The sequence below is a fragment of the Streptomyces speibonae genome (genome assembly GCF_984686075.1).
On record NZ_OZ480260.1, the window covers coordinates 1260226 to 1285951 of the forward strand.

The 25726-nt window shown below is 72.2% G+C and carries 21 protein-coding genes; 8 read left to right on the forward strand and 13 right to left on the reverse strand.

All coding sequences use genetic code 11. The annotated features are described in order from the left end of the window. Positions 1–163: 163 nt before the first annotated feature. Positions 164–1801 (forward strand): alpha/beta hydrolase, encoded by a 1638-nt coding sequence (locus AC5L3C_RS05590; RefSeq protein WP_493647301.1) that lies wholly within the window; start codon positions 164–166, stop codon positions 1799–1801. Between the two features lie 373 nt (positions 1802–2174). Here AC5L3C_RS05590 and AC5L3C_RS05595 read toward each other — a convergent pair whose 3' ends face one another. Further along, positions 2175–3248, reverse strand: a complete 1074-nt coding sequence (locus tag AC5L3C_RS05595) for a bile acid:sodium symporter family protein (protein ID WP_493653743.1) — start codon at positions 3246–3248, stop codon at positions 2175–2177. 151 nt (positions 3249–3399) lie between these two features. Between AC5L3C_RS05595 and AC5L3C_RS05600 the strand changes: the two genes are divergently transcribed. The 3 genes from AC5L3C_RS05600 (at position 3400) to AC5L3C_RS05610 (ending at position 7337) form a co-directional block, all read left to right on the forward strand. Continuing rightward, the gene (locus AC5L3C_RS05600; RefSeq protein WP_493647303.1) at positions 3400–4281 is read left to right on the forward strand and encodes a LysR family transcriptional regulator; all 882 of its coding nucleotides are present in this window, start codon (positions 3400–3402) and stop codon (positions 4279–4281) included. Between the two features lie 296 nt (positions 4282–4577). Then, positions 4578–6404, forward strand: a complete 1827-nt coding sequence (locus AC5L3C_RS05605; RefSeq protein WP_493647305.1) for an AMP-dependent synthetase/ligase — start codon at positions 4578–4580, stop codon at positions 6402–6404. 99 nt (positions 6405–6503) lie between these two features. Further along, positions 6504–7337: an aldo/keto reductase gene (locus tag AC5L3C_RS05610; protein ID WP_276313880.1), complete on the forward strand. Its 834-nt coding sequence runs from the start codon at positions 6504–6506 to the stop codon at positions 7335–7337. Between the two features lie 50 nt (positions 7338–7387). Here AC5L3C_RS05610 and AC5L3C_RS05615 read toward each other — a convergent pair whose 3' ends face one another. The 3 genes from AC5L3C_RS05615 to AC5L3C_RS05625 all read right to left on the reverse strand — a co-directional run bounded on the left by AC5L3C_RS05615 (position 7388) and on the right by AC5L3C_RS05625 (position 10981). Then, a complete protein-coding gene (locus AC5L3C_RS05615; protein WP_493647307.1) occupies positions 7388–8089 on the reverse strand; it encodes an SDR family oxidoreductase in 702 nt (233 codons plus the stop codon). A gap of 109 nt (positions 8090–8198) precedes the next feature. Next, positions 8199–9116: a class I SAM-dependent methyltransferase gene (locus AC5L3C_RS05620; RefSeq protein WP_493647309.1), complete on the reverse strand. Its 918-nt coding sequence runs from the start codon at positions 9114–9116 to the stop codon at positions 8199–8201. Positions 9117–9259: 143 nt separating this feature from the next. Next, positions 9260–10981, reverse strand: a complete 1722-nt coding sequence (locus tag AC5L3C_RS05625; RefSeq protein ID WP_493647312.1) for a glycoside hydrolase family 6 protein — start codon at positions 10979–10981, stop codon at positions 9260–9262. A 488-nt stretch (positions 10982–11469) separates the two neighbouring features. On the opposite strand from AC5L3C_RS05625, the gene AC5L3C_RS05630 reads away from it, so the two are divergent. Together AC5L3C_RS05630 and AC5L3C_RS05635 are read left to right on the forward strand one after the other, a co-directional pair. After that, positions 11470–14385, forward strand: a complete 2916-nt coding sequence (locus tag AC5L3C_RS05630; protein ID WP_493647314.1) for a glycoside hydrolase family 48 protein — start codon at positions 11470–11472, stop codon at positions 14383–14385. A gap of 279 nt (positions 14386–14664) precedes the next feature. Next, the gene (locus tag AC5L3C_RS05635; protein ID WP_493647315.1) at positions 14665–15357 is read left to right on the forward strand and encodes a Type 1 glutamine amidotransferase-like domain-containing protein; all 693 of its coding nucleotides are present in this window, start codon (positions 14665–14667) and stop codon (positions 15355–15357) included. On the opposite strand, the gene AC5L3C_RS05640 is transcribed toward AC5L3C_RS05635, so the two are convergent. Together AC5L3C_RS05640 and AC5L3C_RS05645 are read right to left on the reverse strand one after the other, a co-directional pair. Next, positions 15347–16108 carry a class I SAM-dependent methyltransferase gene (locus AC5L3C_RS05640; RefSeq protein ID WP_493647317.1) on the reverse strand — a complete coding sequence of 254 codons (762 nt, stop codon included), beginning with the start codon at positions 16106–16108 and terminating at the stop codon, positions 15347–15349. The two genes, AC5L3C_RS05635 and AC5L3C_RS05640, sit on opposite strands and share 11 nt — an antisense overlap. A 5-nt stretch (positions 16109–16113) precedes the next feature. Continuing rightward, on the reverse strand, positions 16114–16419 hold the full coding sequence (locus tag AC5L3C_RS05645; protein ID WP_493647318.1) for a 4a-hydroxytetrahydrobiopterin dehydratase: 306 nt from the start codon (positions 16417–16419) through the stop codon (positions 16114–16116). 127 nt (positions 16420–16546) lie between these two features. On the opposite strand from AC5L3C_RS05645, the gene AC5L3C_RS05650 reads away from it, so the two are divergent. After that, complete coding sequence (locus AC5L3C_RS05650) at positions 16547–17368, forward strand: helix-turn-helix domain-containing protein (RefSeq protein ID WP_493647319.1); 822 nt, start codon at positions 16547–16549, stop codon at positions 17366–17368. Here the strand turns inward: AC5L3C_RS05650 and AC5L3C_RS05655 are convergent. Further along, on the reverse strand, positions 17350–17775 hold the full coding sequence (locus AC5L3C_RS05655; RefSeq protein WP_493647321.1) for a hypothetical protein: 426 nt from the start codon (positions 17773–17775) through the stop codon (positions 17350–17352). The genes AC5L3C_RS05650 and AC5L3C_RS05655 overlap by 19 nt on opposite strands. A gap of 236 nt (positions 17776–18011) precedes the next feature. Between AC5L3C_RS05655 and AC5L3C_RS05660 the strand changes: the two genes are divergently transcribed. Next, complete coding sequence (locus tag AC5L3C_RS05660; protein WP_493647322.1) at positions 18012–18875, forward strand: Sco1979 family transcriptional regulator; 864 nt, start codon at positions 18012–18014, stop codon at positions 18873–18875. A gap of 49 nt (positions 18876–18924) precedes the next feature. Here AC5L3C_RS05660 and dnaK read toward each other — a convergent pair whose 3' ends face one another. The 6 genes from dnaK to AC5L3C_RS05690 all read right to left on the reverse strand — a co-directional run bounded on the left by dnaK (position 18925) and on the right by AC5L3C_RS05690 (position 25706). Then, positions 18925–20811, reverse strand: coding sequence for a molecular chaperone DnaK (dnaK, locus tag AC5L3C_RS05665; RefSeq protein WP_493647324.1), 1887 nt, complete (start codon positions 20809–20811; stop codon positions 18925–18927). A gap of 86 nt (positions 20812–20897) precedes the next feature. After that, a complete protein-coding gene (locus AC5L3C_RS05670) occupies positions 20898–21641 on the reverse strand; it encodes a glycerophosphodiester phosphodiesterase family protein (RefSeq protein WP_493647326.1) in 744 nt (247 codons plus the stop codon). Between the two features lie 79 nt (positions 21642–21720). Beyond that, a complete protein-coding gene (locus tag AC5L3C_RS05675) occupies positions 21721–22149 on the reverse strand; it encodes an OsmC family protein (protein ID WP_125502873.1) in 429 nt (142 codons plus the stop codon). 99 nt (positions 22150–22248) lie between these two features. Beyond that, complete coding sequence (locus AC5L3C_RS05680; RefSeq protein ID WP_493647328.1) at positions 22249–24060, reverse strand: vWA domain-containing protein; 1812 nt, start codon at positions 24058–24060, stop codon at positions 22249–22251. After that, positions 24057–25118, reverse strand: coding sequence for an ATP-binding protein (locus tag AC5L3C_RS05685; protein ID WP_125502877.1), 1062 nt, complete (start codon positions 25116–25118; stop codon positions 24057–24059). Before AC5L3C_RS05685 ends, AC5L3C_RS05680 begins: the two co-directional genes overlap by 4 nt. Before the next feature lie 75 nt (positions 25119–25193). Continuing rightward, positions 25194–25706: a hypothetical protein gene (locus AC5L3C_RS05690; RefSeq protein WP_493647331.1), complete on the reverse strand. Its 513-nt coding sequence runs from the start codon at positions 25704–25706 to the stop codon at positions 25194–25196. Positions 25707–25726 lie beyond the last annotated feature (20 nt).

Here is a 25726-nt window from a genome sequence, read left to right on the forward strand (position 1 = left end):
GCTGGTGCCACACCGGCGGATCGATCCCCCGCACGGGCCGATCGCGGGTACAGCAGGCGCTACCTGATCAATTGCCAGGGCGCACCGACGATCAGTAGGTTCGAAGCGACGAATATCGAACGGCAGGCCGATTCCGGTGTGTCAGGGGGCAGGGGGCTCACGGATGCGCGCGCGTTGTCGGAACTCGGACCGCCCGGCCCGGACCTCACGGGGGAAGGCGGACGCACCCCGCCGCGTCACCAGGGGCCTGCTGGCCCTGGCCGTCGTGTGCGTGGCGGCCGCGGGGACCGGATGCGAGGTCACCGGGGACCCGGACCCGGGTCCGTCCGCGTCCGCCGCGGACGGCGCGGCGCCCGGCCGGGACGGACGCCGGGCGACGAACCCGCCGCCGGGGCTGCCCGTGTCCTTCACCACCGGCCAACGGCTCGACTGGGCGGCCTGTCCGGCACCGTCCGGGGCCCAGGGGGACGGTGACGCCCCGGGCGACGGCTGGGAGTGCGCCACGATGAAGGCGCCGCTGGACTACGAGCATCCGGGGCGCAGGACGATCGACGTCGCCATGATCCGCAAGCGGGCCACGGGACCCGAGAGGAAGCGGATCGGATCGCTGCTGTTCAACTTCGGCGGCCCCGGCCGGTCCGGCGTCACGGGGCTCCCCGAGTTCGCGCGGGACTATGCCGCACTGGGCGAGCAGTACGACCTGGTGAGCTTCGATCCGCGCGGCGTCGGCGGGACGGCCCCCGTGCTGTGCGGGAAGGACGACTTCGAGAGCGTCGACGCCTGCGAGAAGCTCTCCGGCGAGCTGCTGCCGTACGTCGGCACCTCCCACACGGCGCGCGACCTGGACCTGATGCGCTATCACCTCGGTGACGAGCAACTGCACTACCTGGGCGTCTCCTACGGCACCAGGCTGGGCGGCGTCTACGCCCACCTGTTCCCGAAGAACGTGGGCCGGCTCGTGCTCGAAGCCCCCGTCGACCCCACGCTGGACCGCCAACAGGCCGAGGCCGGTCAGGTCAAGGCCGTCCAGCGCGCCTTCGACCACTTCGCCGCGCACTGCGCGAAGGCCTACGACGACTGCCCCACCGGCAGCGGCCCCGCACAGGCGACACAGCGCGTCACCCGGTTGCTGGACCGGCTCGCGGAGAAGCCCGCGCCCACCGACGACGGGGGTGAGCTCGACGACGGTCTCGCGGCCCGTGCCATCGGGAACCACCTCGACGGCGGCAGGTCCGGCTGGCCGGACCTGGCGAAGGCGCTCCGCCAGGTCATGGAGGAGAACGACGGCACGGCGCTGATGGAGGAGGCGTACGACCACGGCCCGGACACCCACCCGCGCGGCGCCCGGGCCGGCGCCGGGTTCCGCGCCGCGTCCCCGGGCGGCAACGTCACCTCCGCCTTCGTGGCGATCACCTGCGCCGACTCCGACGTGCGCCCCGGTGCCGCCGACGAGGAGGCGATGCGGAAGCGGACCGAGGCGGCCTCCCCGATCTTCGGCCGAGCGTGGTCCGGCAGCGTCTACGTCTGCTACGAGTGGCCGTTCGACGGCGAGAGCGCCACTCCCGACGTCGGTGCGGACGGCGCCGCCCCGATCCTCGTCGTCGCCAACACCGGCGACCCGACGACACCGTACGAGGGCGCCGGGCGGATGGCGGCCGAGCTGGGCGAGGGGGTCGGCGTGCTGCTGACGGTGCGTGAGGAGGGCCACGGCTCGTACCCCTTCAACCGCTGCGCGACCCGGACCGTCGACACCTACCTGCTGCACGGCACGACTCCCCCGGCCGGCACGACCTGCTCATGAGACCCGTACCCCGGTGAGGCCCGAAGCGCCATGGACCCGGCCCCGGCACCCGCCGGCGTTCCCGGCCCTGCCCGACGACACGGCCGGTGCACGGCGGCGGACGGGGCCGGGATCGCACGACGCCGGCCCCGGTTCCCGCGGTGTGCTGTTCACCATGGCCGCGGGGGCCGAGGGGCCGGCCACGGTGGCGTCGTACGGGGCCTGCTCCCCGACCGGGCCGTGGCACGGACCGGAGCGGCGGTTCACGCCCGCGCTTCCTGCGGACGGGGCCGCCGCCCACAACCCGCAGGCGCACCCGGGGCCGGGCGACGACGGGCGGCCGGTGCTCGGCCACGACGTGAACCGGCTGGAGACGGCCGCGGCGGCGGGATGCTCAGCCGGAACGTGTCCCCGTACCGGCCCCGCTTCGTGAGCCTCCGGCCCGGTCCGCCGTGGTGACCTTCCCGGCGGCCTCGGCGGTCTCGTCGACCGGGTCGCGCGAGCGGCGCTTGGCGAGCACCGCGCACACCATCAGCTGCATCTGGTGGAACAGCATCAGCGGCAGCACGGCCAGCGAGGCCTGCGCCCCGAACAGCACGCTCGCCATGGGCAGCCCGGCGGCCAGGGACTTCTTCGAACCGGCGAACTGGATCGCGATCCGGTCCTCCCGGCCGAACCGCAGCGCCCTGGCGCCGTACCAGGTCAGTGCCAGCATCACCGCGAGCAGCACCGCCTCCACCGCGAGCAGCCCGCCGAGCCGCGCGGGGCTCACCCGCTGCCAGATGCCCTGGACCATGCCCTCGCTGAACGCGGTGTAGACGACGAGCAGGATCGAGCCCCGGTCCACCAGCCCCAGCACCTTCCGGTGCCGGGCGACGAAGGAGCCGATGAAGCGGCGCAGCAGCTGCCCGGCGACGAACGGCACGAGCAGCTGGAGCACGATGCGCACCAGCGAGCCCGCCGAGAAGCCGCCCGCGTCGCCGCCCAGCAGCGTCGCGGCGAGCAGCGGGGTGACGACGATGCCGACCAGCGAGGAGAAGGAGCCGGCGCAGATCGCGGCGGGCACGTTGCCGCGGGCGATGGAGGTGAAGGCGATCGAGGACTGGATGGTGGACGGGACGAGGGTGAGGAAGAGCAGGCCCTGGTACAGCGGGTCGGTCAGGAGCGCGGGTACCAGTCCGCGGGCGGCCAGGCCCAGCGCGGGGAACACCACGAAGGTGCAGGCCAGCACGGTGACGTGGAGCCGCCAGTGCCGGAGCCCGTCCAGCGCCTCACGGGTGGAGAGCCGGGCGCCGTAGAGGAAGAAGAGCAGGGCGATCGCGGCGGTGGAGGCGCCGGAGGCGATGTCCGCGCCCGTGCCCCGTGCGGGCAGCAGCGCGGCGACGCCCACCGTCCCGAGCAGGAGCAGGACGTACGGGTCGATCGGCAGCCGGTTCGGCCGGTGCAGGCGTTTCACTGTGCTCCACATGCTCGTGCTCACGCTGGGTCTCCGGGGCGGCCCGCGCCGTCCGGCCGCGGGATCCCCCACTCCATCCTGGTCCCCGCGGCCGTGATCGGGAATCCCGTACACCGCTTTCACTGTCATCACGATCCGCGATGACCGGGGCTACGCTGGCGGCATGTACGACCCGACGCAGCTGCGGACGTTCCTGTCGGTGGCGCAGACACTGAGCTTCACGCAGGCGGCGCGGCGGCTGGGGCTGCGCCAGTCGACGGTGAGCCAGCACGTACGGCGGCTGGAGGAGGCGACCGGGCGGCAGCTGTTCACCCGGGACACGCACTCGGTGGAGCTGACCGAGGACGGCGAGGCGATGCTCGGCTTCGCGCGCCGCATCCTGGACGTGCACGAGCAGGCGACCCGGTTCTTCACCGGCACCCGGCCGCGCGGGCGGCTGCGGTTCGGCGCGTCGGAGGACTTCGTGCTGACGCGGCTGCCGGAGATCCTCGAACGGTTCCGGCACGAGCACCCGGAGGTCGATCTGGAGCTGACGGTCGAGCTGTCGGGCATCCTGCACGAGCGGCTCGCCGCGGGCCGTCTCGACCTGGTGCTCGCCAAGCGGCGGCCCGGGGATCCGCGCACGGACGCGCACCGGCTGGTCTGGCACGACGAGCTGGTGTGGATCGGCGCGCCGGGGCTGCGGCTCGACCCGCACCGCCCGGTGCCGCTGATCGTCTACCCTCCGCCGGGCATCACCCGGGCCCTCGCACTGCGGGCGCTGGAGCGCGAGGGGCGTCCGTGGCGGATCGTCTGCACCAGCGGCAGCCTCAACGGGCTGCTCGCCGCGGCCCGCGCCGGGCTCGGGGTGATGGTGCACTCACGGGGGCTGATCCCGCCGGGGCTGGCGCGGATGCCGGAGCGGGCCGGGCTGCCGGAGCCGGGCGAGGTGGACTTCGTGGTGGCGCACGGGCGGCGCCGGCCCTCGGCGCGGGGCGCGGCCGACGCCCTGGCGGCGGCGATCCTCGCGGGCGGCGACCGGCTGCACCGCGGCGGGCGGGGGTGACGGCAGGGCCCGCGTACGCGCTGGGATCAGTGGGGCGCCGTCGGCCACCTCAAGGACCGGTCATGGGCTCGTACAGATTCCGTGGAGATTACTCCATGGAAACTTACTCGTCCGTCAGGTTTCTGTCCGACCCTTCCGCATGTGAGCGCATTTTCCTCCCCTGACCAGCGCGGACGCGAGCTGCGCTCAGCTTTCCGCCCCCTCCCCGGGCCCGGATCCGTGGGGTAGCTTTCACGGCGCTGTGCGGGACGGCGTCGTCCCGCCCGAGTCCGAGCGCTCAGGAGCGGAGAGCGGGATTGCGCGAGTTCACCAACCCTCCGTCGGCCTTGGAGCCTCCGGTGGGCGGTCTGGCCGACGTGGTCTTCCGGTATGCCGAGGAGGACCCGTCGCGCGTCGCGCTGGGCCGCAAGGACGACACCGGCACCTGGCGGGACGTCTCCAGCGCCGAGTTCCGCGACGAGGTGCTCGCCCTGGCCAAGGGCCTGCTGGCGGGCGGCGTCCGGTTCGGCGACCGGGTCGCGATCATGTCCCGCACCCGCTACGAGTGGACCCTCTTCGACTTCGCGCTGTGGGCGATCGGCGCGCAGGTCGTCCCTATCTACCCCACCTCCTCCGCCGAGCAGTGCTTCTGGATGCTGTACGACGCCGAGGTGACGGCCGCGATCGTGGAGCACGAGGACCACGCGATGACGATCGCCACGGTCATCGACCGGCTGCCGCGGATGCGCCGGCTGTGGCAGCTGGACGCGGGCGCGGTGCAGGAGCTGTACGACGGGGGCGCGCACCTGGACGACGAGGTGGTGCACCGGCACCGCAGGGCGGTCACGCCGGACTCGGTGGCGACGGTCATCTACACCTCGGGCACCACCGGCCGCCCCAAGGGGTGTGTGCTCTCCCACGGCAACTTCATGTACGAGGCGGACACCGTCATCGGGCGCTGGGAGCCGGTGTTCCACTCCCGCCGGGGCGACGAGGCGTCCACGCTGCTGTTCCTGCCGCTCGCGCACGTCTTCGGGCGGATGGTGGAGGTGGCGGCGATCCGCGGGAAGGTGAAGTTCGGCCACCAGCCGCAGCTGAACGCAGCGGCGCTCATGCCCGACCTGGCCGCCTTCCGGCCGACGTTCTTCCTGGCCGTGCCGTACATCTTCGAGAAGGTGTTCAACGCGGCGCGGCGCAAGGCGGAACGCGAGGGCCGCTCGGGGCCGTTCGAGAAGGCCGTCGACGTGGCCGTGAAGTACGCGGACGCGGTGGAGGCGAAGGCCTGGGGCGACGGGCCCGGGCCGTCCGCGGCCCTGCGGATGCAGCACCAGCTCTTCGACAAGCTCGTCTACTCCAAGATCCGCGCGGCGATGGGCGGCAGGATCCGGCACGCCATGTCGGGCGGTTCCGCGATGGACCGCCGGCTCGGGCTGTTCTTCGCGGGCGCCGGTGTGCAGATCTACGAGGGGTACGGGCTCACCGAGTCGACGGCGGCGGCCACCGCCAACCCGCCCGAACGCACCCGTTACGGCACGGTCGGCCAACCCATCCCGGGGGTCACCGTGCACATCGCGGACGACGGCGAGATCTGGCTGAACGGCGGCAACGTCTTCGAGGGCTATCTCAACAACCCCAAGGCCACCGACGAGTCCCTGCACGACGGCTGGCTGGCCACCGGGGACCTCGGAGCGCTGGACGAGGACGGCTATCTGACCATCACCGGGCGCAAGAAGGAGATCCTGGTGACCTCGGGCGGCAAGAGCGTCTCGCCGGGGCTGCTGGAGGAGCGGGTGCGGGACCACCCGCTGGTCAACCAGTGCATCGTCGTCGGCAACGACCGCCCGTACGTCGCCGCCCTGGTCACCCTCGACCTCGAGGCCGTGGAGCACTGGCTGACGATGCGCGGCAAGCCGCCGATGGCACCGGCCGAGCTGGTGCGGGACGCGGACCTGGAGACGGAGGTGCGCCGGGCCGTGGTCGCGGCGAACACCCTGGTGTCCCAGGCGGAGTCGATCCGCACGTTCCGGATCCTGGCGCAGCCGTTCACCGAGGAGCACGGTCTGCTCACCCCGTCGCTGAAGCTGAAGCGCAAGGCGATCGAGAACGCGTACCGGGAAGAGGTCGAGGCGCTCTACCGGGCGTGACGATTACCGCACGTGAACATCACGGTCAGGAATGCGCCGCGGGCCGTGATCGTTGACCATGGGGGTAACACCTGTCATCAACCGAAGGATCGAGAGCTCGTGAGCAAGGTCCCCCCGATCATCCTGAACAACGGCGTCGAGATGCCCCAGCTGGGGTTCGGCGTCTGGCAGGTACCGGACGCGGAGGCCGAGGGTGCCGTGGCGACGGCGCTTCAGGCGGGCTACCGCAGCATCGACACCGCGGCGATCTACGGCAACGAGGAGGGCACCGGCCGGGCCGTCGCCGCGTCGGGCATCCCGCGCGAGGACCTCTTCATCACCACCAAGGTCTGGAACCGCGACCACGGCTACGACGCCACGCTGCGCGCCTTCGACCAGTCCCTGGCGAGGCTCGGTCTCGACCACGTGGACCTGTACCTCATCCACTGGCCGACGCCCGCGCGGGACCGGTACGTCGACACGTACAAGGCGTTCGAGAAGCTGTACGCCGACGGCCGGGTCCGCGCCATCGGCGTGTCGAACTTCCTGCCCGAGCACCTGGAGCGCCTGATCGGCGAGACGTCGGTCGTCCCGGCGGTCAACCAGATCGAGCTGCACCCGCATCTCCAGCAGCACGCCGCGCGTGAGTACCACGCCGAACAGGGCATCGCCACGGAGGCGTACTCGCCGCTGGGCTCCGGCAAGGGCATCCTGGAGATCCCGGCCATCGTGGCGATCGCGCAGAAGCACAACCGCACGCCCGCCCAGGTGGTGCTGCGCTGGCACCTCCAGCTGGGCAATGTCGTCATCCCGAAGTCGGTGACGCCAGCCAGGATCGCGGAGAACATCGACGTCTTCGACTTCAGCCTGGACGCCGAGGACCTCGCCGCGATCAGCGCGCTCAACGAGGACCGGCGGGTGGGTTCGGACCCGGCGAAGTTCAACGCCGCCTGACCGCTCGGCCCACGACGGCCTCCCCGGCGCGGGGAGGCCGTCGGCGTGTCTCAGACGGGCTGCCCCAGGGGCCGTACGACCACGGTGTTGACGTCGACTCCTTCCGGCTGCTCCAGGGCCCACACCACGGAGTCGGCGATCCGGTCGGCGGTGAGCAGACGTCCGGGCGGGAGGCTGCCTACGGCGTCCCAGAACGGGGTCTCCACGCGGCCGGGCGCGATCAGTGTGACACCGACGCCCCACTCGGTGACCTGCCGCCGGACGTTCTCGGCGAGCCCGGTCACCGCGTACTTGGTCGCGCCGTAGAGATTGCCCGGCGTGGGCACGAACCCGGCGACGCTGCCGACCAGCACGATCCGTCCGCGCGCCGCCTTCAGCGCGTCGATGGAGGCGCGGATCAGCAGGGCGGGGCCGAGGACGTTGGTCAGCACCATGTCGGTCCATCCGGCGGGGTCGCCCTCGGCGACCGAATCACCGGTGGCGAAGCCCGCGTTGGCGACGACGGTGTCCAGCCGGCCGAACCGCGCCAGCACGGTGTCGACGGCCGAGCGCACGTCCTCGTACACCGCCGCGTTCCCGGGGATCGTCAGCAGTGTCCCGGGCTCACCGCACTCCTTGGCGAAGTCGCGCAGCCGTGCCTCGCCGCGTCCGGTGACGGCGACCCGCTGCCCCGCCTCCAGCAGCCGCCGCGCGACGGCCGCGCCGATGCCTCCCCCACCTCTCGGCTTCGCTCGAGGCGGGGGGACCCCCATCCTCCTCCGGTGATGAGCGTGACGCGCGTGTCGTCGGTCATGCATACCCCCTGTGTGTCGTGTGCGTGCCGGGGAGTCCATCACCTGGAGCGCTCTCCAAGTCAAGCGGTCACACGGGCCGCACCCCCGCGTGGACGGTGTGGGCCGCCAGGACGAACAGGTCGGGGCGGTGGTGCACGCTCGCCGTGTCGTCGGGGTCGAGGAGGCGGTCGAGGGCGGCCCGGTCCTCCGCGTCCAGGTCCTCGGCCAGGCTCTCGCGGGCGCGCGAGAGGACGGCGGCCGCGTGGGCGCGGGCGCGGTCCGTGGCCGGGGCGGGCAGGTCGAGGAGGAACGTGCGCGAGCGGATGTGGTGCAGTCCGGCCGACGCCAGCAGGGCGGGCCAGTCCTCCACGACGGACACCGAGCCCGGCAGTTCGGCGCGCATCCGGTCGAACCAGTCCGCCTCCACCGCGTCGATGCGCGCCTGGAGTCCCGGCCGGCCGAACCCGATGTCGCGGGGCAGGAAGCGGGCGGGCAGGCCGCCCTCCATCACCGCCAGGGTGCCGCCGGGCGCGAGGTGCCCGGCGCACGCCGCGAGCGCGGCGCCCTGGTCGCCCAGGTGGTGGATGCTGCGGCTGGCCCACAGCAGGTCCGCCGGGTAGTCCAGTTCGTCCAGCACACCGGGAAGTTCGCCGAGCAGGGTGCCGAACCGGTCGGCCGCCCCCTGCCGCTCCGCCCGCGCGCGGGCGCGTTCAAGCAGTTCCGCGGAGCCGTCGACGGCCACCACCCGGGCGCCCGGGAACGTCTCGGCGAACAGGGCGGAGATGACGCCGGGGCCGCTGCCCGCGTCCACGATCAGTCCCGGTTCCGTCACCTCCTTCGCCAGCCAGCTCAGGGCGCGCTCGTACAGCGGGGTGAACAGCTCCGCCTGCGATTCGAGCAGCGGACCCAGCTCGGCCCAGTCGATCTCGTCGTGCCCGTGACCGTGACCGTGGCCGTGGCCGTGGCCGTGGCCGGGTTTCCGCTCGTGTCCGTGGTGGTGCGCCATGGTGATCAGCCTCTCCGCTCGGATGCCGCCAGGGTGCGACGACGCACCGCGGCGGAGCAACCGATGTTGCCGTTCACGCAAAAGCGCGGCGGTCCGCCGGGCACGGGCCTGGGCCCGGACCCGGCGGACCGGTGGTCAGCCCGTCACGACAGTGGCGGGTAGGCGTTCTGCATCAGCTCCTGGAACTGGGCGGAGAACCAGTGCCCGGAGACCGGGGCGTCGGGCAGCGCCCCGGACATGTTGTTGTTGTTGCGCGGGTTGCCCTCGTAGGTGGGGTCGCACATGCGGTCGAAGCCCTTGCCCTCGTCGTTGTCGATCTCCTCGCTCGCCCCGTCGGACTCACCCGGGGGCTTCATCCACACATAGGCGTCGATCCCGAGCTCCGGGGAGGCCTGCGGCCGCTCGCCGAGTCCGGCGCCCGACTGGTTGCACCAGTTGCCGGTGTTGAAGCGGCGGTCGTAACGGCCGCCGTCGACGTAGGTGTTCACGTCGGTGGTGGCGCCGGGGCCGGTGGGCCGGTCCGCGCCGCCCCAGCCGTTGCGGGAGGTGTCGATCAGCATGCCGATGCCGGAGTCGAAGCCGATGGAGACCAGCTCCTCGCGCAGTGCCTGGGCGTACGACAGCTCGTCGATGTAGCGGTTCCAGCTCACCCAGTCCGACTCGCGCACCGACGTGCCGTTGACGGAGTCGCCGAGGGAGAAGTTCTCCTCCTTCAGGGCGCTGTAGTTGGCCGTGTTGGCGATGAAGCCGTGCACGTCGTCGACGGTCGCGCCCTCGGCGTTGGCGGCCTGCAGGAACAGATCCGCCGAGGGGCCGAAGTTGTCGTCCCAGCCCAGCCAGCCGTGGTGGCCGGCGTCCACGTAGTTGTAGACGTTGGGCGCGTCGCCCAGCTTGTTCAGGGCGTAGCCGACGCCCTTGATGTAGTTGCCGTTGGCCTTCATGACGTCGCAGTTGTCCGTGGCGGTCTCCCGCGGCGACACGTTGGTGACCAGGTTCGGCAGCGAGTCGATCTCGACCGTGGTGACGATCCGCAGGCCGGCGTACTTCGAGTCGGAGAGGATCTCCGCGATCGGGTCGATGTACTCGGTCTTGTAGCGGTCGATCTCGGTGGGGTCCAGCTCGCCGTTGGAGGCGAGGGCGGCGCAGTCACGGCCGGGCAGGTTGTAGATGACGACCTGGAAGACGAGTTCGCCGTCGCCCTTCTGCTCCAGCGCCGCGTCCAGGTGTTCGCGCAGACCCATCTTGCCGTTCGCGCCCTCGATGGCGGCGATGCGGTCCAACCAGACACCGGTGGGCTGGTCGGCGATGCGGTCGCCGCCCGGTTCGGCCGCGGCGTTCGCCGACCACTCGGGGTTCACGTACACCTTGGCGCCGTCGTAGGGGTTGTCCACCCGCTCGCCCTCGGCGGGCGGGTCGGTCTCGTCGGGCGGATCGGTCGGGCCGTCGGAGTCGACGTTGCAGGTCACACCGTCGAGGGTGAAGGTGTCGGGGACCGGGTTGCTGCCGCTGTAGCTGCCCTGGAAGCCGAAGGTGGCCGAACCGCCGTCGGCGAGCGTGCCGTTGTAGGACTCGTTGGCCGCGGTGACGTTCGCGCCGGACTGGGTGATTCTGGCGTTCCAGCCGCTGGTGACCTTCTGGTTGCCGGCGTAGGACCACTTCACCGCCCACGACGACTTCGCGGCGCCGTTGTTGGTGACCGTCACGGACGCGGTGAAGCCGGTGTCCCACTGGTTCTGCACCGTGTAGTCCACGGTGCAGGGGACGGCGGCCGCGCCGGCGTCGCCGGGGACGACGGCGAACGCCGTCCCGGTGGCGCCGGCCACCAGCGCCATGGCGGCGAGGAGCGCGGTTCTGGTGCGACTCATGGTGCGGGTTTCCTATCCGTAGGGGGCTGTCCTTCGGGGCCGCGCACAGCGGTGCGCGGCCTGTGCCTTACGGGTGGGGGTACCGTCCGGGCCTGGTCGGGACAGGACCCGGGGCCGGCCGGACAGTCCGGCCGGCACGGACGGCACAGGGGATCCCACGGAGCGAGCGACCCCGCGTCAGGTGCTCCACGCAGGTGCGGGAATGGCTCAAAGTACTGAACGCGGGGGGTGGCGCATTGAGCGATTCCTTGCGGTTCGGACGCTTCGTCACACACGCGCCGATTGATGGAACCGCTCCCACTGGTGCACCTGAAGCTAGCGCCAAGTGACGGCGAAGAACAGAGGGACCACTGACTTTGACTCAACTCATAGCATCGAATCTTTTCGGTTCTCCACAAGGCTTGACCGGTCATCACCCCGTCCCCACTATGGGAGCGCTCCCACTGGTTCAAGGCTTGATATGACCGAGTCGCAGGAGGAACCAGCACATGCATCCCCCACCCCGGAGACGCCGGGGCTTGCGACGGCTGTTAACGGCCGCCGCGGCAGCCCTGGCGCTCCCGCTCACGATGCTCTCGGCGGGCCCGGCCCCCGCGCGGGCGGCCGCCGTCCAGTGCAGCGTCGACTACCGGACCAACGACTGGGGCTCCGGCTTCACCGCCGATCTGACCCTCACCAACCGCGGCACCGACGCCATCGACGGCTGGACCCTGACGTACGACTACGCGGGCAACCAGCGGCTGGCCAACGGCTGGAACGGCACCTGGTCGCAGTCCGGCCGGACCGTGACCGTACAGGACGCCGGGTACAACGCCCGGATCGCCGCCGGTGACGCCGTCACCACCGGCGCCCAGTTCACCTACAGCGGCAGCAACGACGCCCCCACGTCCTTCGCGGTCAACGGCACCACCTGCACCGGCGCCCACCAGCCTCCGATCGCCGTGCTGACCAGCCCCGAGGCCGGCGCCGTGTACACCCAGGGTGAGACGGTCCCGCTCGAGGCCACCGCGGCGGCGGCCGACGACGCCACCATCACCAAGGTGGAGTTCTACGACGACACCGAGCTGCTGGGCACCGACACCAGCGCGCCCTTCACGCTCTCGGTCGCCGGTTTGACCGTGGGCAGTCATTCGCTGGTGGCGAAGGCCCACGACAGCATGGGGGCCTCCGCCGATTCCACACCGGTCGGCATCACGGTCGCCTCGGGTCCCGCCGTGGTCGCCACGCCGTCCCAACTGGGCGTCCAGCAGGGTGAGACGGGCACGTACGAGGTCAAGCTGAGCAAGCAGCCGGACGAGAGCGTGACCGTCACCACGACGCGCGCGAGCGGCAACTCCGGACTGTCGGTCGCCGACGGCGCCTCGCTCACCTTCACGGCGTCGGACTGGGACACCGCGCAGACGGTGACCATCGCCGCCGACGACTCCGGCAGCGGCTCGGCCGTCTTCGAGTCCTCGGCACCCGGCCACGCCACGGCGGCGGTCACGGTGACCCAGCTCGGGGCGGAGAAGACGTACGACGCGCGCTTCCTGGAGCTGTACGACAAGATCACCGACCCGGCGAACGGCTACTTCTCCCCCGAGGGCATCCCGTACCACTCCGTCGAGACGCTGATCGTCGAGGCGCCCGACCACGGTCACGAGACGACCTCGGAGGCCTACAGCTACCTGCTGTGGCTCCAGGCCATGTACGGCAGGATCACCGGGGACTGGACGCGGTTCAACGACGCCTGGGAGACGATGGAGCAGTACGCCATCCCGACCCACGCCGACCAGCCGACCAACTCCTTCTACGACCCCTCGAAGCCGGCGACGTACGCGCCCGAGCACGACACCCCGGACGAGTACCCGTCGCAGCTCGACTCGAATGTCTCCGTCGGGCGTGACCCGATCGCGGCGGAGCTGAAGTCGGCGTACGGCACCGACGACGTGTACGGCATGCACTGGATCCAGGACGTGGACAACGTCTACGGCTACGGCAACTCGCCCGGCAAGTGCGAGGCCGGACCGTCCGACACCGGCCCGTCCTCCATCAACACCTTCCAGCGCGGCCCGCAGGAGTCGGTGTGGGAGACCGTCACCCAGCCCACCTGTGACGCCTTCGAGTACGGCGGCACCAACGGCTACCTGGACCTGTTCACCAAGGACGCGTCCTACGCCAAGCAGTGGAAGTTCACCAACGCCCCCGACGCCGACGCGCGCGCGGTGCAGGCGGCGTACTGGGCCGACCTGTGGGCGAAGGACCAGGGCAAGGGCAGCGACGTGGCCGATACCGTGGCCAAGGCCGCCAAGATGGGCGACTACCTGCGCTACGCGATGTACGACAAGTACTTCAAGAAGATCGGCAACTGCACCAGCACGTCCTGCCCGGCCGGCACCGGCAAGGACGCCTCGCACTACCTGCTCTCCTGGTACTACGCCTGGGGCGGCGCCACCGACACCTCGGCGGGCTGGTCCTGGCGCATCGGCTCCAGCCACGCGCACGGCGGGTACCAGAACCCGCTCGCCGCGTACGCGCTGAGTGAGTACGCGCCGCTGAAGCCGAAGTCGGCGACGGGCGCGGAGGACTGGGCCGAGTCCTACGAGCGGCAGCTGGAGTTCTACCGCTGGCTGCAGTCCGACGAGGGCGCCATCGCGGGCGGCGCGACCAACAGCTGGGCGGGCCGCTACGCCGCCCCGCCGTCCGGCACACCGACCTTCTACGGCATGTACTACGACGAGAAGCCGGTGTACCACGACCCGCCGTCGAACCAGTGGTTCGGCTTCCAGGCGTGGTCGCTGGAGCGGGTGGCCGAGGTGTACCAGCAGACGGGCAACGCGCTCGCCGAGTCGGTCCTCGACAAGTGGGTCGACTGGGCGCTGTCCGAGACCACGGTCAACCCGGACGGCACGTTCCTGTTCCCGTCCACGCTGCAGTGGTCCGGCAAGCCCGACACCTGGGACGCGTCGTCGCCGGGCGCCAACAGCGGGCTGCACGTCGAGGTGGTCGACTACACCAACGACGTCGGTGTGGCCGGCGCCTACGCCAAGATCCTGACGTACTACGCCGCCCGCTCCGGTGACACCGAGGCGGCGGACACGGCGAAGGCGCTGCTGGACGGCATGTGGGAGAACCACCAGGACGACCTCGGCATCGCCGTCCCGGAGACCCGCTCCGACTACGAGCGCTTCGACGACCCGGTGTACATCCCGTCCGGCTGGACCGGCACCATGCCGAACGGCGACCGCATCGACTCCTCGTCGACGTTCCTCTCGATCCGCTCCTTCTATGAGGACGACCCGGCCTGGTCGAAGATCGAGAGCTATCTGGAGGGCGGCGCCGCGCCGGTCTTCACGTACCACCGGTTCTGGGCCCAGGCGGACGTCGCCACGGCCATGGGCGCGTACGCGGAGCTTCTCGAATAGTCCCCGCCGACGCTCCGTGTACCGGCCCCGGTACCTGATCCCGGGGCCACCACCCGGGCCGGGCGGCCCCCTCGCGCACGGGGGGCCGCCCGGCTCCTTCGACGAAGACCCGCCGGTGCACAATGGCCCCCACCCCACCGGCGACAACGAGGGAGCCCACGTGCCCGTCCGGATCGTCTTCCTGAACGACGCGCCCGGTTCGGGCAGGCCGGGCATCGCGCGGGATGCCGTTCCGGCAGGTGTCCGGTGACCCCGGGCGGTGGGGTTCGGGCCGGGCGGGTGGCTCTGCTCGGGGGCGGGTTCTCCACCGACGACGACGGGCTGCTGGACGACTGGGTGCTGGGGCAGGCCCGGGCGGAGCGGCCCAGGGTGTGCTTCGTGCCCACGGCGAGCGGGGACGCCCCCGGGTACATCGAGACGTTCTTCGACGCGTTCCGGGGGCGGGAGTGCGAGCCGTCCGTGCTGCCGTTGTTCCGGCGGGAGAGGGACGACGCGGCGCTGCGGGCGTTTCTGCTCGCGCAGGACGTCGTGTACGTCGGGGGTGGCAACACCGCCAATCTGCTGGCCGTCTGGCGGGTGCACGGGGTGGACCGGCTGATGCGTGAGGCGTACGAGGGCGGGACGCTGCTGTGCGGGATCAGTGCCGGGGCCAACTGCTGGGCCGAGGGGGCGCACACCGATTCGTTCGGCCCGTTGACGCATCTGCGGGACGGGCTGGGGCTGCTGCCGGGGTCGGTGTGCCCGCACTACGACAGTGAGGCCGGCCGCCGGGACTCCTACCGGGCGGCCGTGGCGGGCGGCCGGCTGCCCGCCGGGTGGGCGGTGGAGGACGGGGTGGGGGCGCTGTTCGTGGAGGGGCGGCTCGTCGAGGTGGTGGGGCGCAGGCCCGGGGCGCGGCTGTACCGGGTGGCGGTGGGGGACGGGGGTGAGGTCGAGGAGCGGGGTGTGGAGGGCCGGCTGCTCAGGGGGTGAGCGGCGGGGTGGGTGGCTTGCGGTAGGCGCGGAGGGTGAACACGGGGTCGGGGCGCGGCCGGTCCTGGTCGGGGAGCTCGGCCAGGCGGGCGGCGAACTCCTCGGCGAGAGGTTCCCCGGGCGGCAGAGTGACGAACCAGCCCCGGCGCAGGTCCGCGATGGTGCGGCGGGGGCTGCGGCCCTGGCCGTGGCCCCGGAAGCGGGCCTGTCCCGCGGGGAGCAGCCCGTGCCCGGCGGCGAAGGACGTCACATCGGCGGGGGCGTCGGGCACCGGGCTGGGCGGACGGGCCGCGAGGACCGCGTCGATGTCGCTGCCGACGTTGTGGGACGGCCCCTTGTGGACGGTGGTGACGTAGACCCCGCCGGGCCGCAGCACGCGGGCGCACTCGCCGATGACCGCCCGCACCTCCCCCGGGCCGGGGAGCAGATGCAGCAGCCACACACTGACCACGGCGTCGAACCGGGCGTCGTCGAAGGGCAGCCGGCGGCTGTCGGCGCGGACCACGGCGCCCGGCAGACGGGCGGCGGCCGTCCGGGTCATCGACGCGGCGAGGTCGGCCCCCGTCACCCGCAGGCCGGCGCGGGCGGCGGGGAACCGCCGGGTCACGATGCCGGTGCCGCAGGCGACGTCCAGCAGATCGCGCGCACCGCCCGGTATGAGACTCAGCACGGCCTCGGCGGCGGCGGACGCCCGGGGTTCGCCGCCGCGCAGGGCGTCGTACCGTTCCGCTTCCTCGTCGTAGTCCAGCACGCGCCTCAGTGTGCACCGTGTCCGGGTGCCAGGTCCTCCACCCTGCGGGCGAGCTCGAAGTCCTTGGCGGTCACGGCGCCGCCCGCGCTGTGGGTCCGCACGGCCAGCGCCACGGTGTTGTAGCCGAGGGTGAGGTCGGCGTGGTGGTCGAGTTCGTCCTGCACCCGGGCGATGTGCATGGTCATCGCCGCCGCCGCGAAGTGCGAGCCGAGCCGGTAGGAGCGGGTGAGCCGGCCCCCGTCGAGCGACCAGCCCGGCAGCTCGGCCAGCCGGTCCTCGATCTCCTTCTGCGACAGCGGTTCGACGGGCATGGGCTGCGCTCCTTCGCCGGGTCCGGGTTCTGTACCGGACATCAGGCTGCCACAGATGCGGCCCCGGGGCCCTGGTCACGGACACGGGGTTTCCCCGGTACGGCCGCCCGTCGTCTACCGTCCTGGCATGACCACTGTCCCGACCGAGGCCACCGCCGGCACCGACGGCGTGGGCCCGCTGCTGCGCGCCTGGCGGGACCAGCGGCGGGTCAGCCAGCTGGAGCTGGCCCTGCGCGCCGGCTCCTCCGCCCGGCACATCAGCTTCATCGAGACCGGCCGGGCCCGCCCCAGCGAGGAGATGGTGCTGCGGCTGGCCGAGGAGCTGGACGTCCCGATCCGGGAGCGCAACGCCCTACTGCTGGCCGCCGGGTACGCGCCCCGCTTCCCGCACACCCCGCTGGACGACCCCGCGCTGGACGCGCTGCGGGACGGCATCGAGCGGCTGATCGGCGGCTTCGAGCCGTATCCGGCGCTGGTGGTGGACGCGATGTACGACGTCGTGGCGGCCAACCGGGGGGTGATGACGCTGTTCGAGGGGGTCCCGGAGTCGCTGCTGACGCCCCCGCTGAACGCGGTGCGGCTCACCCTGCACCCGCGGGGCCTGGCCCCGCGGATCGTGAATCTGCGGGAATGGCGGGGGCATCTGCTGGAGCAGATGCGGCGCAACATCGCGCTGCGCCGCTCCGAACCGCTGCGGGCGCTGTACGAGGAGGTCGCGGCGTACCCGGTCCCGGACACCGGCGAGCGGCGCCCGGCGGAACCGGAGGCGCCGGTGGCGTACTTCGCGCTGCCGATGGTGATCGAGCACGCGGGCCGGAGGCTGTCGTTCGTGTCGTCGATCTCCACCTTCAACACCCCGATGGACGTGACCGTCGCCGAGCTGGCCGTGGAGACGCTGCTCCCGGCGGACCCGGCGACGGCGAAGTACCTTCAGTCCTGGCTGAGCTGACGGGCCCGCAGCGCCAGGTGCTGCAGGACGGCGAAGCCCGCCACGACGAGCGCCTGGAGCACCGTCCACACCGCGCCCGCGGCGGTCGGGTCGAGCCACAGCGCGAGGGCGGCGAGACTGGCGACGGCCCAGGCGAGGTTGCCCTCGACGACGATCCGTACGCCGGCCGCGGGCGGCTCGGGGCGTGCGGCCAGCAGGCCCACGCCGGCCGTGTACAGGGCAAGGAACGCGCCGAGGCCGAGCAGCAGGCCGGAGCCGGCCCCGAAGAAGTCGCCGAGCGGGCCGGAGAGGGCCAGATAGGCGAGCGCGTTGACGCCGGTCACCACGGCGTCCAGGCCCAGGAAGCGGCGCAGCATCCGCTGCGGCTCCACGGTTCTGGCGAGCACGGCAAGCTGGGTCGCGGACATGACGAATCACCCTCCGTCGGGATCGGTGGCGGCGGTGCCGGGTCCCGGGCCGGGGTGCGAGGCCGGTCCGGGACCCGGTGCGCCCACGATCCCGTGGGGGCGGCGCCGGGTCGATTACCTGCCGGGTAATGCTGCCGAGGGAGCAGGGAAACAGGGCGGTCCACCGCGGCGCGTGAGAGTGTCGGAGGGACATGAAAGACTGAGCGCATGCCCGGGGCGCGTTGGGGAGGCGTGGCGTGAGTGAGCGACGGGCCGCACCCACCGTGGGCCAGGTGGTTCTGGGAAGGCGGCTGCAGGAACTGAGGGAGGCCGCGGGCCTCTCACGGGAGGCGGCGGCGCGGATCCTGCGGGTGGCGCCCGCGACCGTACGGCGGATGGAGACCGCCGAGGTCGCGCTGAAGATCCCGTACGTCCAGCTGCTGCTGACCGCCTACGGGGTGCCGGACAGCGAGTCCCTGGCGTTCGTCGAGCTCGCCGAGGAGGCGAACCGGCCGGGCTGGTGGCAGCGCTACCACGACGTGCTGCCCGAGTGGTTCAGCATGTATGTCAGCCTGGAGGGCGCCGCCCGGATCATCCGGTCCTACGAACCGCACTTCGTGCCGGGGCTGCTGCAGACCGAGGACTACGCTCGCGCCGTGCTGAAGGCCGGGACGATCGGCAACGCGGGACGGGAGGCCGTCGAGCGGCATGTGTCCCTGCGCATGGAGCGGCAGCGGCTCCTCGACCGCCCCGATGCCCCGCATCTGTGGGTACTGATGGAGGAAACGGTGCTGCGGCGCCCGGTGAGCGCCGACGGACGGGTGATGCGCGACCAGCTCGACAAGCTCCTCGAATACTCCGAACGGGACCGGATCACACTGCAGATCGCCGAGTTCGCCGACGGTCCGCACCCGGGGACGTACGCCCCCTTCTCCCTGTTCCGCTTCGCCGAGCCGGAGCTGCCGGACATGGTGTTCACCGAGTATCTGACGGGCGCCCTGTACCTGGACTCCCGCAAGGAGGTCTCGGTCCATCTGGAGGTGCTGGACCACATGACGGCGCGGGCGGCCTCGACGCAGCGCACGGAGAAGCTGCTGCGGGAGTGCCGGGAACACTACTGAGGCCCGGGCCCCGGGCAACCCTCCGGGTCCCCCGCCCGCCGGCGCCGGGTCAGGCCGCGCCGTCGTCGCGCCGTCCGCCGGTGTCCTTGTCGTCGTCGACGATCTCCGCGTCGACGACGCCCTCGTCGTCCTGCGGTGCGCCGGCCGGGGCCTCCTCCGCGGTGTCCCCGGCGGGGGCCGACGCGGTCTGCGCGTACATCGCCTGGCCCATCCGCTGGCTGACCGAGGCCAGTTTCTCGACGCCGGCGCGGAGTTCGGCCGTCTCGGTGGTCTCCCGCTCCAGCAGCTGCTTCAGTTCCGCGACGGCGGACTCGACCTCGCTCCTGGTGTCGCCGGGCACCTTGTCGGCGTTGTCCCGCAGGAACCGCTCGGTCTGGTAGACGAGTTGCTCGGCCTGGTTGCGGGTCTCGGCCGCCTCCCGGCGCCTGCGGTCCTCCTCGGCGTACTGCTCGGCCTCGCGCATCATACGGTCGATGTCGTCCTTGGGCAGCGCCGAGCCGCCGGTGACGGTCATCTTCTGCTCGCGGCCGGTGGCGAGGTCCTTCGCGGACACGTGCATGATCCCGTTGGCGTCGATGTCGAAGGCCACCTCGATCTGCGGGACGCCGCGCGGGGCCGGCGGGAGGCCGGTGAGGTCGAAGGTGCCGAGCTTCTTGTTGTAGGCGGCGATCTCGCGTTCGCCCTGGTAGACCTGGATGCCGACGGAGGGCTGGTTGTCGGTGGCGGTGGTGAAGATCTCCGAACGCCGGGTGGGGATCGTGGTGTTGCGCTCGATCAGCTTGGTCATGATGCCGCCCTTGGTCTCGATGCCCAGGGACAGCGGGGTGACGTCGAGGAGCAGCACGTCCTTGACGTCGCCGCGGATGACACCGGCCTGGAGGGCGGCGCCGAGGGCCACGACCTCGTCGGGGTTGACGCCCTTGTGCGGTTCCTTGCCGGTGAGTTCGCGGACCAGGTCGGTGACGGCGGGCATCCGGGTGGAGCCGCCGACGAGGATGACGTGGTCGATGGCGGAGAGCTTCACACCGGCGTCCTTGACGGCCTGGTGGAAGGGCTTCTTGCAGCGTTCCAGCAGGTCCTCGGTGAGTTCCTGGAACTGGGCGCGGGTGAGTTTCTCGTCCAGGTGCAGGGGGCCCTCGGCGGAGGCGGTGATGTAGGGCAGGTTGATGGTGGTCTCGGTGGAGGAGGACAGTTCGATCTTCGCCTTCTCGGCGGCCTCCCGCAGCCGCTGCACCGCCATCTTGTCCTGGGCCAGATCGACGCCGTACTGGCCCTTGAAGCGTTTGGCGAGGTACTCCACGACGCGCTGGTCCCAGTCGTCGCCGCCCAGGTGGGTGTCGCCGTTGGTGGCCTTCACCTCGATGACGCCCTCGCCCATGTCGAGCAGCGAGACGTCGAAGGTGCCGCCGCCCAGGTCGAACACCAGGACGGTCTGGTCGTTCTCCTTGTCCAGGCCGTAGGCGAGGGCGGCCGCCGTGGGCTCGTTGATGATCCGCAGCACCTTGAGTCCGGCGATCTCCCCGGCCTCCTTGGTGGCCTGCCGCTGGGTGTCGTCGAAGTACGCCGGTACGGTGATGACGGCGTCGGTGACCTCCTCGCCGAGGTACGCCTCGGCGTCCCGGCGCAGCTTCTGCAGCACCCGGGCGGACAGTTCCTGGGCCCGGTAGCGGGTGCCGTCGATGGAGCCCTCCGCGGGGAAGCGCCACTGGGCGTCGCCCATGTGCCGCTTGACCGAGCGGGCGGTGCGCTCGATGTTCGTCACGGCCTGCCGCTTGGCGACCTCGCCGACCAGCACCTCGCCGTTCTTGGCGAAGGCCACGACCGAAGGGGTGGTGCGCGCGCCCTCCGCGTTGGCGATGACGGTGGGCTCACCGCCCTCCAGCACGGCCACCACCGAGTTCGTGGTTCCCAGGTCGATTCCGACGGCACGTCCCATCGCTGTCCCCTTCCGCCAGGGCACCCCTCCGGACTTCCAGCACAAAACTTGAGCGCCCTGTTGTCAATGGTTTGTACGGGTGGTGGTCAACGGCGGGTGCGGGCGTTCGTGTGCCCGCGCAGTTCCAGCGCGCGCCGGGGACGGTCGGTGATCAGCACGTCCACCCGCGGGTCGCCGAGAAAGGTCCGCAGCGCCCGGTCCTCGTTCACCGTCCACACCATGGTGAACAGTCTGTTACGGGCGGCCTCGCGCAGCACGGTGGCGCGGGCCAGATGCCGGTGCGCGGCGACCCCGTGGGCGCCGCAGGCGCGCACCCGGCGCATGGGGAGCAGCTCGCTGAGCCGGGTGGCGGGCAGCCGGCGCCGGCCGATGTCCTTGCCGTCGCGGCCGAGGGACAGCAGGGTGCGCACGCCCGGGTGGGCCGCGGTGACGGCGGCGACGGAGCGGTCCTCGAGGGTGGTGGCGACGAACCCGTCCGCGCCGAGGAGGGCGACCGCGCGGCCGATCAGCTCCTTCTCGTGGCCGGTCTCCTTGAGGTCGAGATGGCCCAGGAGCCGCCCGGCGATCAGCTCCATGACCTCCTCCACGCGGGGCACCCGGTATCCGGCGCGCGCGTTCAGCCCGGCGTGGGTGAGGGTGGACAGGTGCGGGCCGGAGCGGCCCACGCGGGGGTCGTGGTGGACGACGAACACGCCGTCGGCCGTGCGCCGGACGTCGAACTCGGCGTACTCCGCGCCGGACGTGAGGGCGTCCTCGTACGCCTCCAGGGTGGCCGGGCCCGCGCGTTCGGAGCCTCCCTGGTGGGCGGAGACGGCGGGGCGTGGCGTCATGGTGGTCGCTCCCGACGGGGGACGTGCCGCAGGCCGCCCCTGGTGGAGCGGCCTGCGGGGGCTCGGCGCGCGAGCGGGGTCAGGCGAGCTTCGCCGTCAGGGTGATGTTCGTGCCCTTCAGCGCCTGGCTGACCGGGCAGTTCACCTTGGCGTCCTCGGCGGCGGCCACGAAACCGGCCTCGTCCAGACCGGGGACGGTGCCCTCGACGGTCAGGTGGATGCCGGTGATGCCCTCACCCGGCACGAAGGTGACGTCGGCGGAGGTGGTCAGCTTGGTCGGCGGGGTGCCGGCCTTGTCGAGACCGTTGGAGAGGGCCATCGAGAAGCAGCTGGAGTGCGCGGCGGCGATCAGCTCCTCCGGGCTGGTCCTCCCGTTCGCCTCCTCGGCCCGCGACGCCCAGGTGACCGGCTGCTCGGCGATGCTGCCGGAGGAGTCGAAGGCGACGACCCCGCTGCCCTTGAAGAGACTGCCTTCCCAAACGGTGTGTGCGGAGCGCGTGGCTGCCATGACGCATCCTTTCGAAAAATTCCGGCCGGACGGCCGGCGGTGCTCGGTCTCAGGGCCCCCGGCGGACGGGTGCCCTCCCCCATCCGATCACATCACGGCTCAACTCACCCGGAAGACGGGCCCTCTCGCGGTGAACGGCAGCCGCGCGCCCTGCGGGATCAGATACGCGTGCTCGCGGCGCACCCGCAGCACGTCGCACCATCCGTCGGTGATGACGAGGACCGGCGCGGCGGGCGGGAAGTCGTCGGCGCGCTGGAGCAGGTCGATGCCGGGCTGCAGCACCGTGCCGCCCCGCCCGTGCACCCGCACCCTCCCGGCGATCTCGGTGACCGGCACATAGCCGGCGTCGTGCGGGGCCGCGTCGCAGAACACCACGCGCGCGGCGGGTACGTCCCGGGCCTCGGCGTAGGAGGCGATGGCGCCCAGCGCCTTGCCGAGCAGCACCCGGTTCATGGAACCGGAGGTGTCCAGCACGACCCCGAAGGTGCAGCGGGTGACCTCCTCGGGCGGGAAGTGGCGTCCCGCGCGGGGGATGCCGGGGGTGGACGCCTGGCGCCGGGAGGGCCGCGCGTAGGAGCGGACCGGCTCCGGGCGCGGCACGAACTCGTCGAACCAGCGGGCCAGGCGGGCGTCCCAGGGCACCGGCGGATGGCTGAGGGCGCGGATCTCCTCGACCAGACCGCCGGGCAGGAAGCCGCGCCCCTGCCGGTCGTGCAGGTCGAGGCCCTGGGCGAGGCCGCGGCGGTAGAAGCCGTCCAGGTCGACGCAGTCGCCGGGCGCGCCGACGGGCCCCAGCGGGCCGCCCAGGATGTCGCCGAGCCCTTTGCCCCGCAGGGTGGAGAAGCGGCGCAGGCGGCGCAGGTCCGCGGCGATGCGGTCGTAGACCTCCTCGGCGGACAGCCCGGCGAGCTGTCCGTCGTGCAGCAGGCCCTCGGGCATGGTGCCGACCTGCATCTCCTCCAGCCAGCCGTTGATGACGAAGTCGCAGGCGACGTTGAACAGGTACGGGTCGCGTCCGCCGCAGCGGTCGCCGTGGCGCAGGGCGGCGTGCAGCATCTCGTGGGCGAGGACGAACCGCCACTCCTCCTCGTCGAGGCGGCGCAGCGGGTTGACGTAGATCTCGCCGGCCCCGGCGTTGACGGCGGCGACGGAGATGCCGTGCGCGCGGGCCAGCTCGGCGTCGGCGACGAGGGTGATGCCGGAGGCGATGCCGCCGAGCAGCGGGTAGGACGAGACGAACCAGCCGAGCGCCCGCTCCCAGGGGCGCCTCGGGAGGGGCTTGCCGTCCAGGCTGTCGCGGCGGCCGCCCGCCATGTCCATCGCGGCGGACACGGTGCGGGTGAGGGCGGTGGCGAAGGCCAGCTGGTGGTCGGGCGGGCTGCCGTACCAGCCGTACCACTCCTGGAGGTACAGGTCCGCCTCGCCGCCCGCGGTGCCGCAGCGCTCGTACACGGCCGGTACGCCGTCCCGGCGCCAGCGCGCGGCGAGCCGCTCCTCGTCGCCGTCGGGGTAGGCGGCGGGCAGGTGCTCGGGCGTCCGGCCGACGGGGAAACCGAGCAGGAAGCGGTTGACGACCACGCAGCGGGCGGCCAGCTCGCAGCGGTCCGGCTGCTCGCGCGTGCCCTGGGCGGCCGGGACATGGCCGAAGCCGAGGTGGAGGACCGCGTGCGCCAGGGCCCACGCCCAGGCGTCCGGGTCGGCCATGCGGTCCGGGTGGGCGTGCAGGACGGCCTCGGAGTCGACCCGGACCAGTCCCTCGCGCGGCGCCAGCGCGCAGTCCTCCCGGCGGCACACCTCGAACCCGACGGCCGCGAGGGCGGGGTTGGCCCGCACCAGCCGCAGTCCCGCCTCGAACGCCTCCTGGGCGAGGTCCCGCTTCTTCTTCGGCCCCTTCGTCCGGCCGCGGCTCACCGGCGCGCCTCGACCAGCCGGGGCATGTCGCGGGCCGCCTCGACGAGGAACCAGGAGGGCAGGACCGGGTTGCCGTCGCTGTCGGAGGCGATGACCGTCTGGGCGACCTCGACGGAGATCTCGGCGAGCTGCACCAGCAGCGACTTGGCGCGGTACGCGGTCTGCCGGCCGTTCGCCGACATGTGCTCCTTGGTCGCGGGCAGTTCCTTGACGAGGCGTCCGCGGAACGACTCGGCCAGGTAGTAGAGCAGGTCGCGGTCCTCCAGACGGTGCGGCCAGCGGGCCTCGCCCTTGATGACGGCGTCGATGCCGAAGCGGCTGCGCACGATCTTGACGTAGCCGCAGAAGGCGGTGGCGTGCGCGGGGGTGAGGGTGCCGTGCGCGAGCACCTTCAGGGTGTCCTCGTCGAGGTCACGGCCGAAGGAGTGCAGCGCGTCGGAGAGCATGTGCCAGGACCGGGGCGTGGAGAACGGCTCCTCGGTCTTGGGCGGCTTGGACCACAGGTGGTCGGGGCGGTCGGTGAGGTGGTCGGTGATCCACGGGTGGATGCCGTTGTTCGCGGCCCACACCAGCCAGTCCTTCGCGGACGCCTCCAGATGGACGTGGGTGAGGCGGTTGACCAGCGCGGAGGCGATGGGGCGGGCGAGCGCGTTGTCGGTGGCGCGGTTGCCGGCGCCGATCACGATGGAGCCCTTGGGCAGCTCGTAGTCGCCGATCCGGCGGTCCAGGATCAGCGAGTAGAACGCCTTCTGCACGTCCGGGGTGGCCGCGTTGAGCTCGTCCAGGAAGAGGCAGTAGGGCTCGTCCCGGGCGATCGCCTCCGGCGGGCAGAACACCGAGCGGCCGTCGCGGATCTGCGGGACGCCGATGAGGTCCTCGGGAGCGAGCTGGGTGCCCAGCAGGCTCACGCACTCCAGCCCCAGCGACTCGGCGAACTCCCTGACCAGGGAGGACTTTCCGATGCCCGGCGCTCCCCAGAGGAACACCGGCCGCACGGTCGCCAGACCGAGCAGCAGCTCCGGGACGCGGGCGGGGGTGACGGTGACGGCTGCCTGCACGCAGTGACTCCTGAGAGTTCGGGGAGCACCAGTGAACTGCGCGCGGCGGGAGCGCGGCAACGCGTTTTCGCGCGGTCACTCCCTCCGGGCCCGGTCGAGGATCTCGGACACCCAGTCGTGGAGGACGAGCCGAGGAAAGACCCGGTCCTCGGTGTCGAAGGGGAACGAGAAGGACGTCCCCAGGCGGAGGTCCCGGTGCGCGACGCGGACATGGGCGCGGGTGTCCGGCGCGAAGCGGGCCGAGCCGAAGGGACCGAACTGGTTGATCCTCGCGTGGATGCGGTCGCCGTACACCAGGGCGGCGCAACCGTGCTCCCGCGCCTTCTCCGCCGGGACCCCGCCGACCCATCGGTGGAACTCGTCGAGGTACCCGTGCCGGGCCAGCTCCCGCAGGCCGGTTCGCTCCGTCCGGGCGCCGCCGTCGCCGTCGCCGTCGAGGAACACCATGAGCTGGGGTATGCCCGCGCGGCGGCTCCAGTGGACGGGGAGGTCCCGGGCGACGCGGTCCAGCACGCACAGCACGTCCGCGCGCACCGCCGGGTCCAGGGCACGGAGTTCGCGCAGCGTGTACGCGGCGGCCTGGTTCACCGTGCCATCGTCCCCGAGGA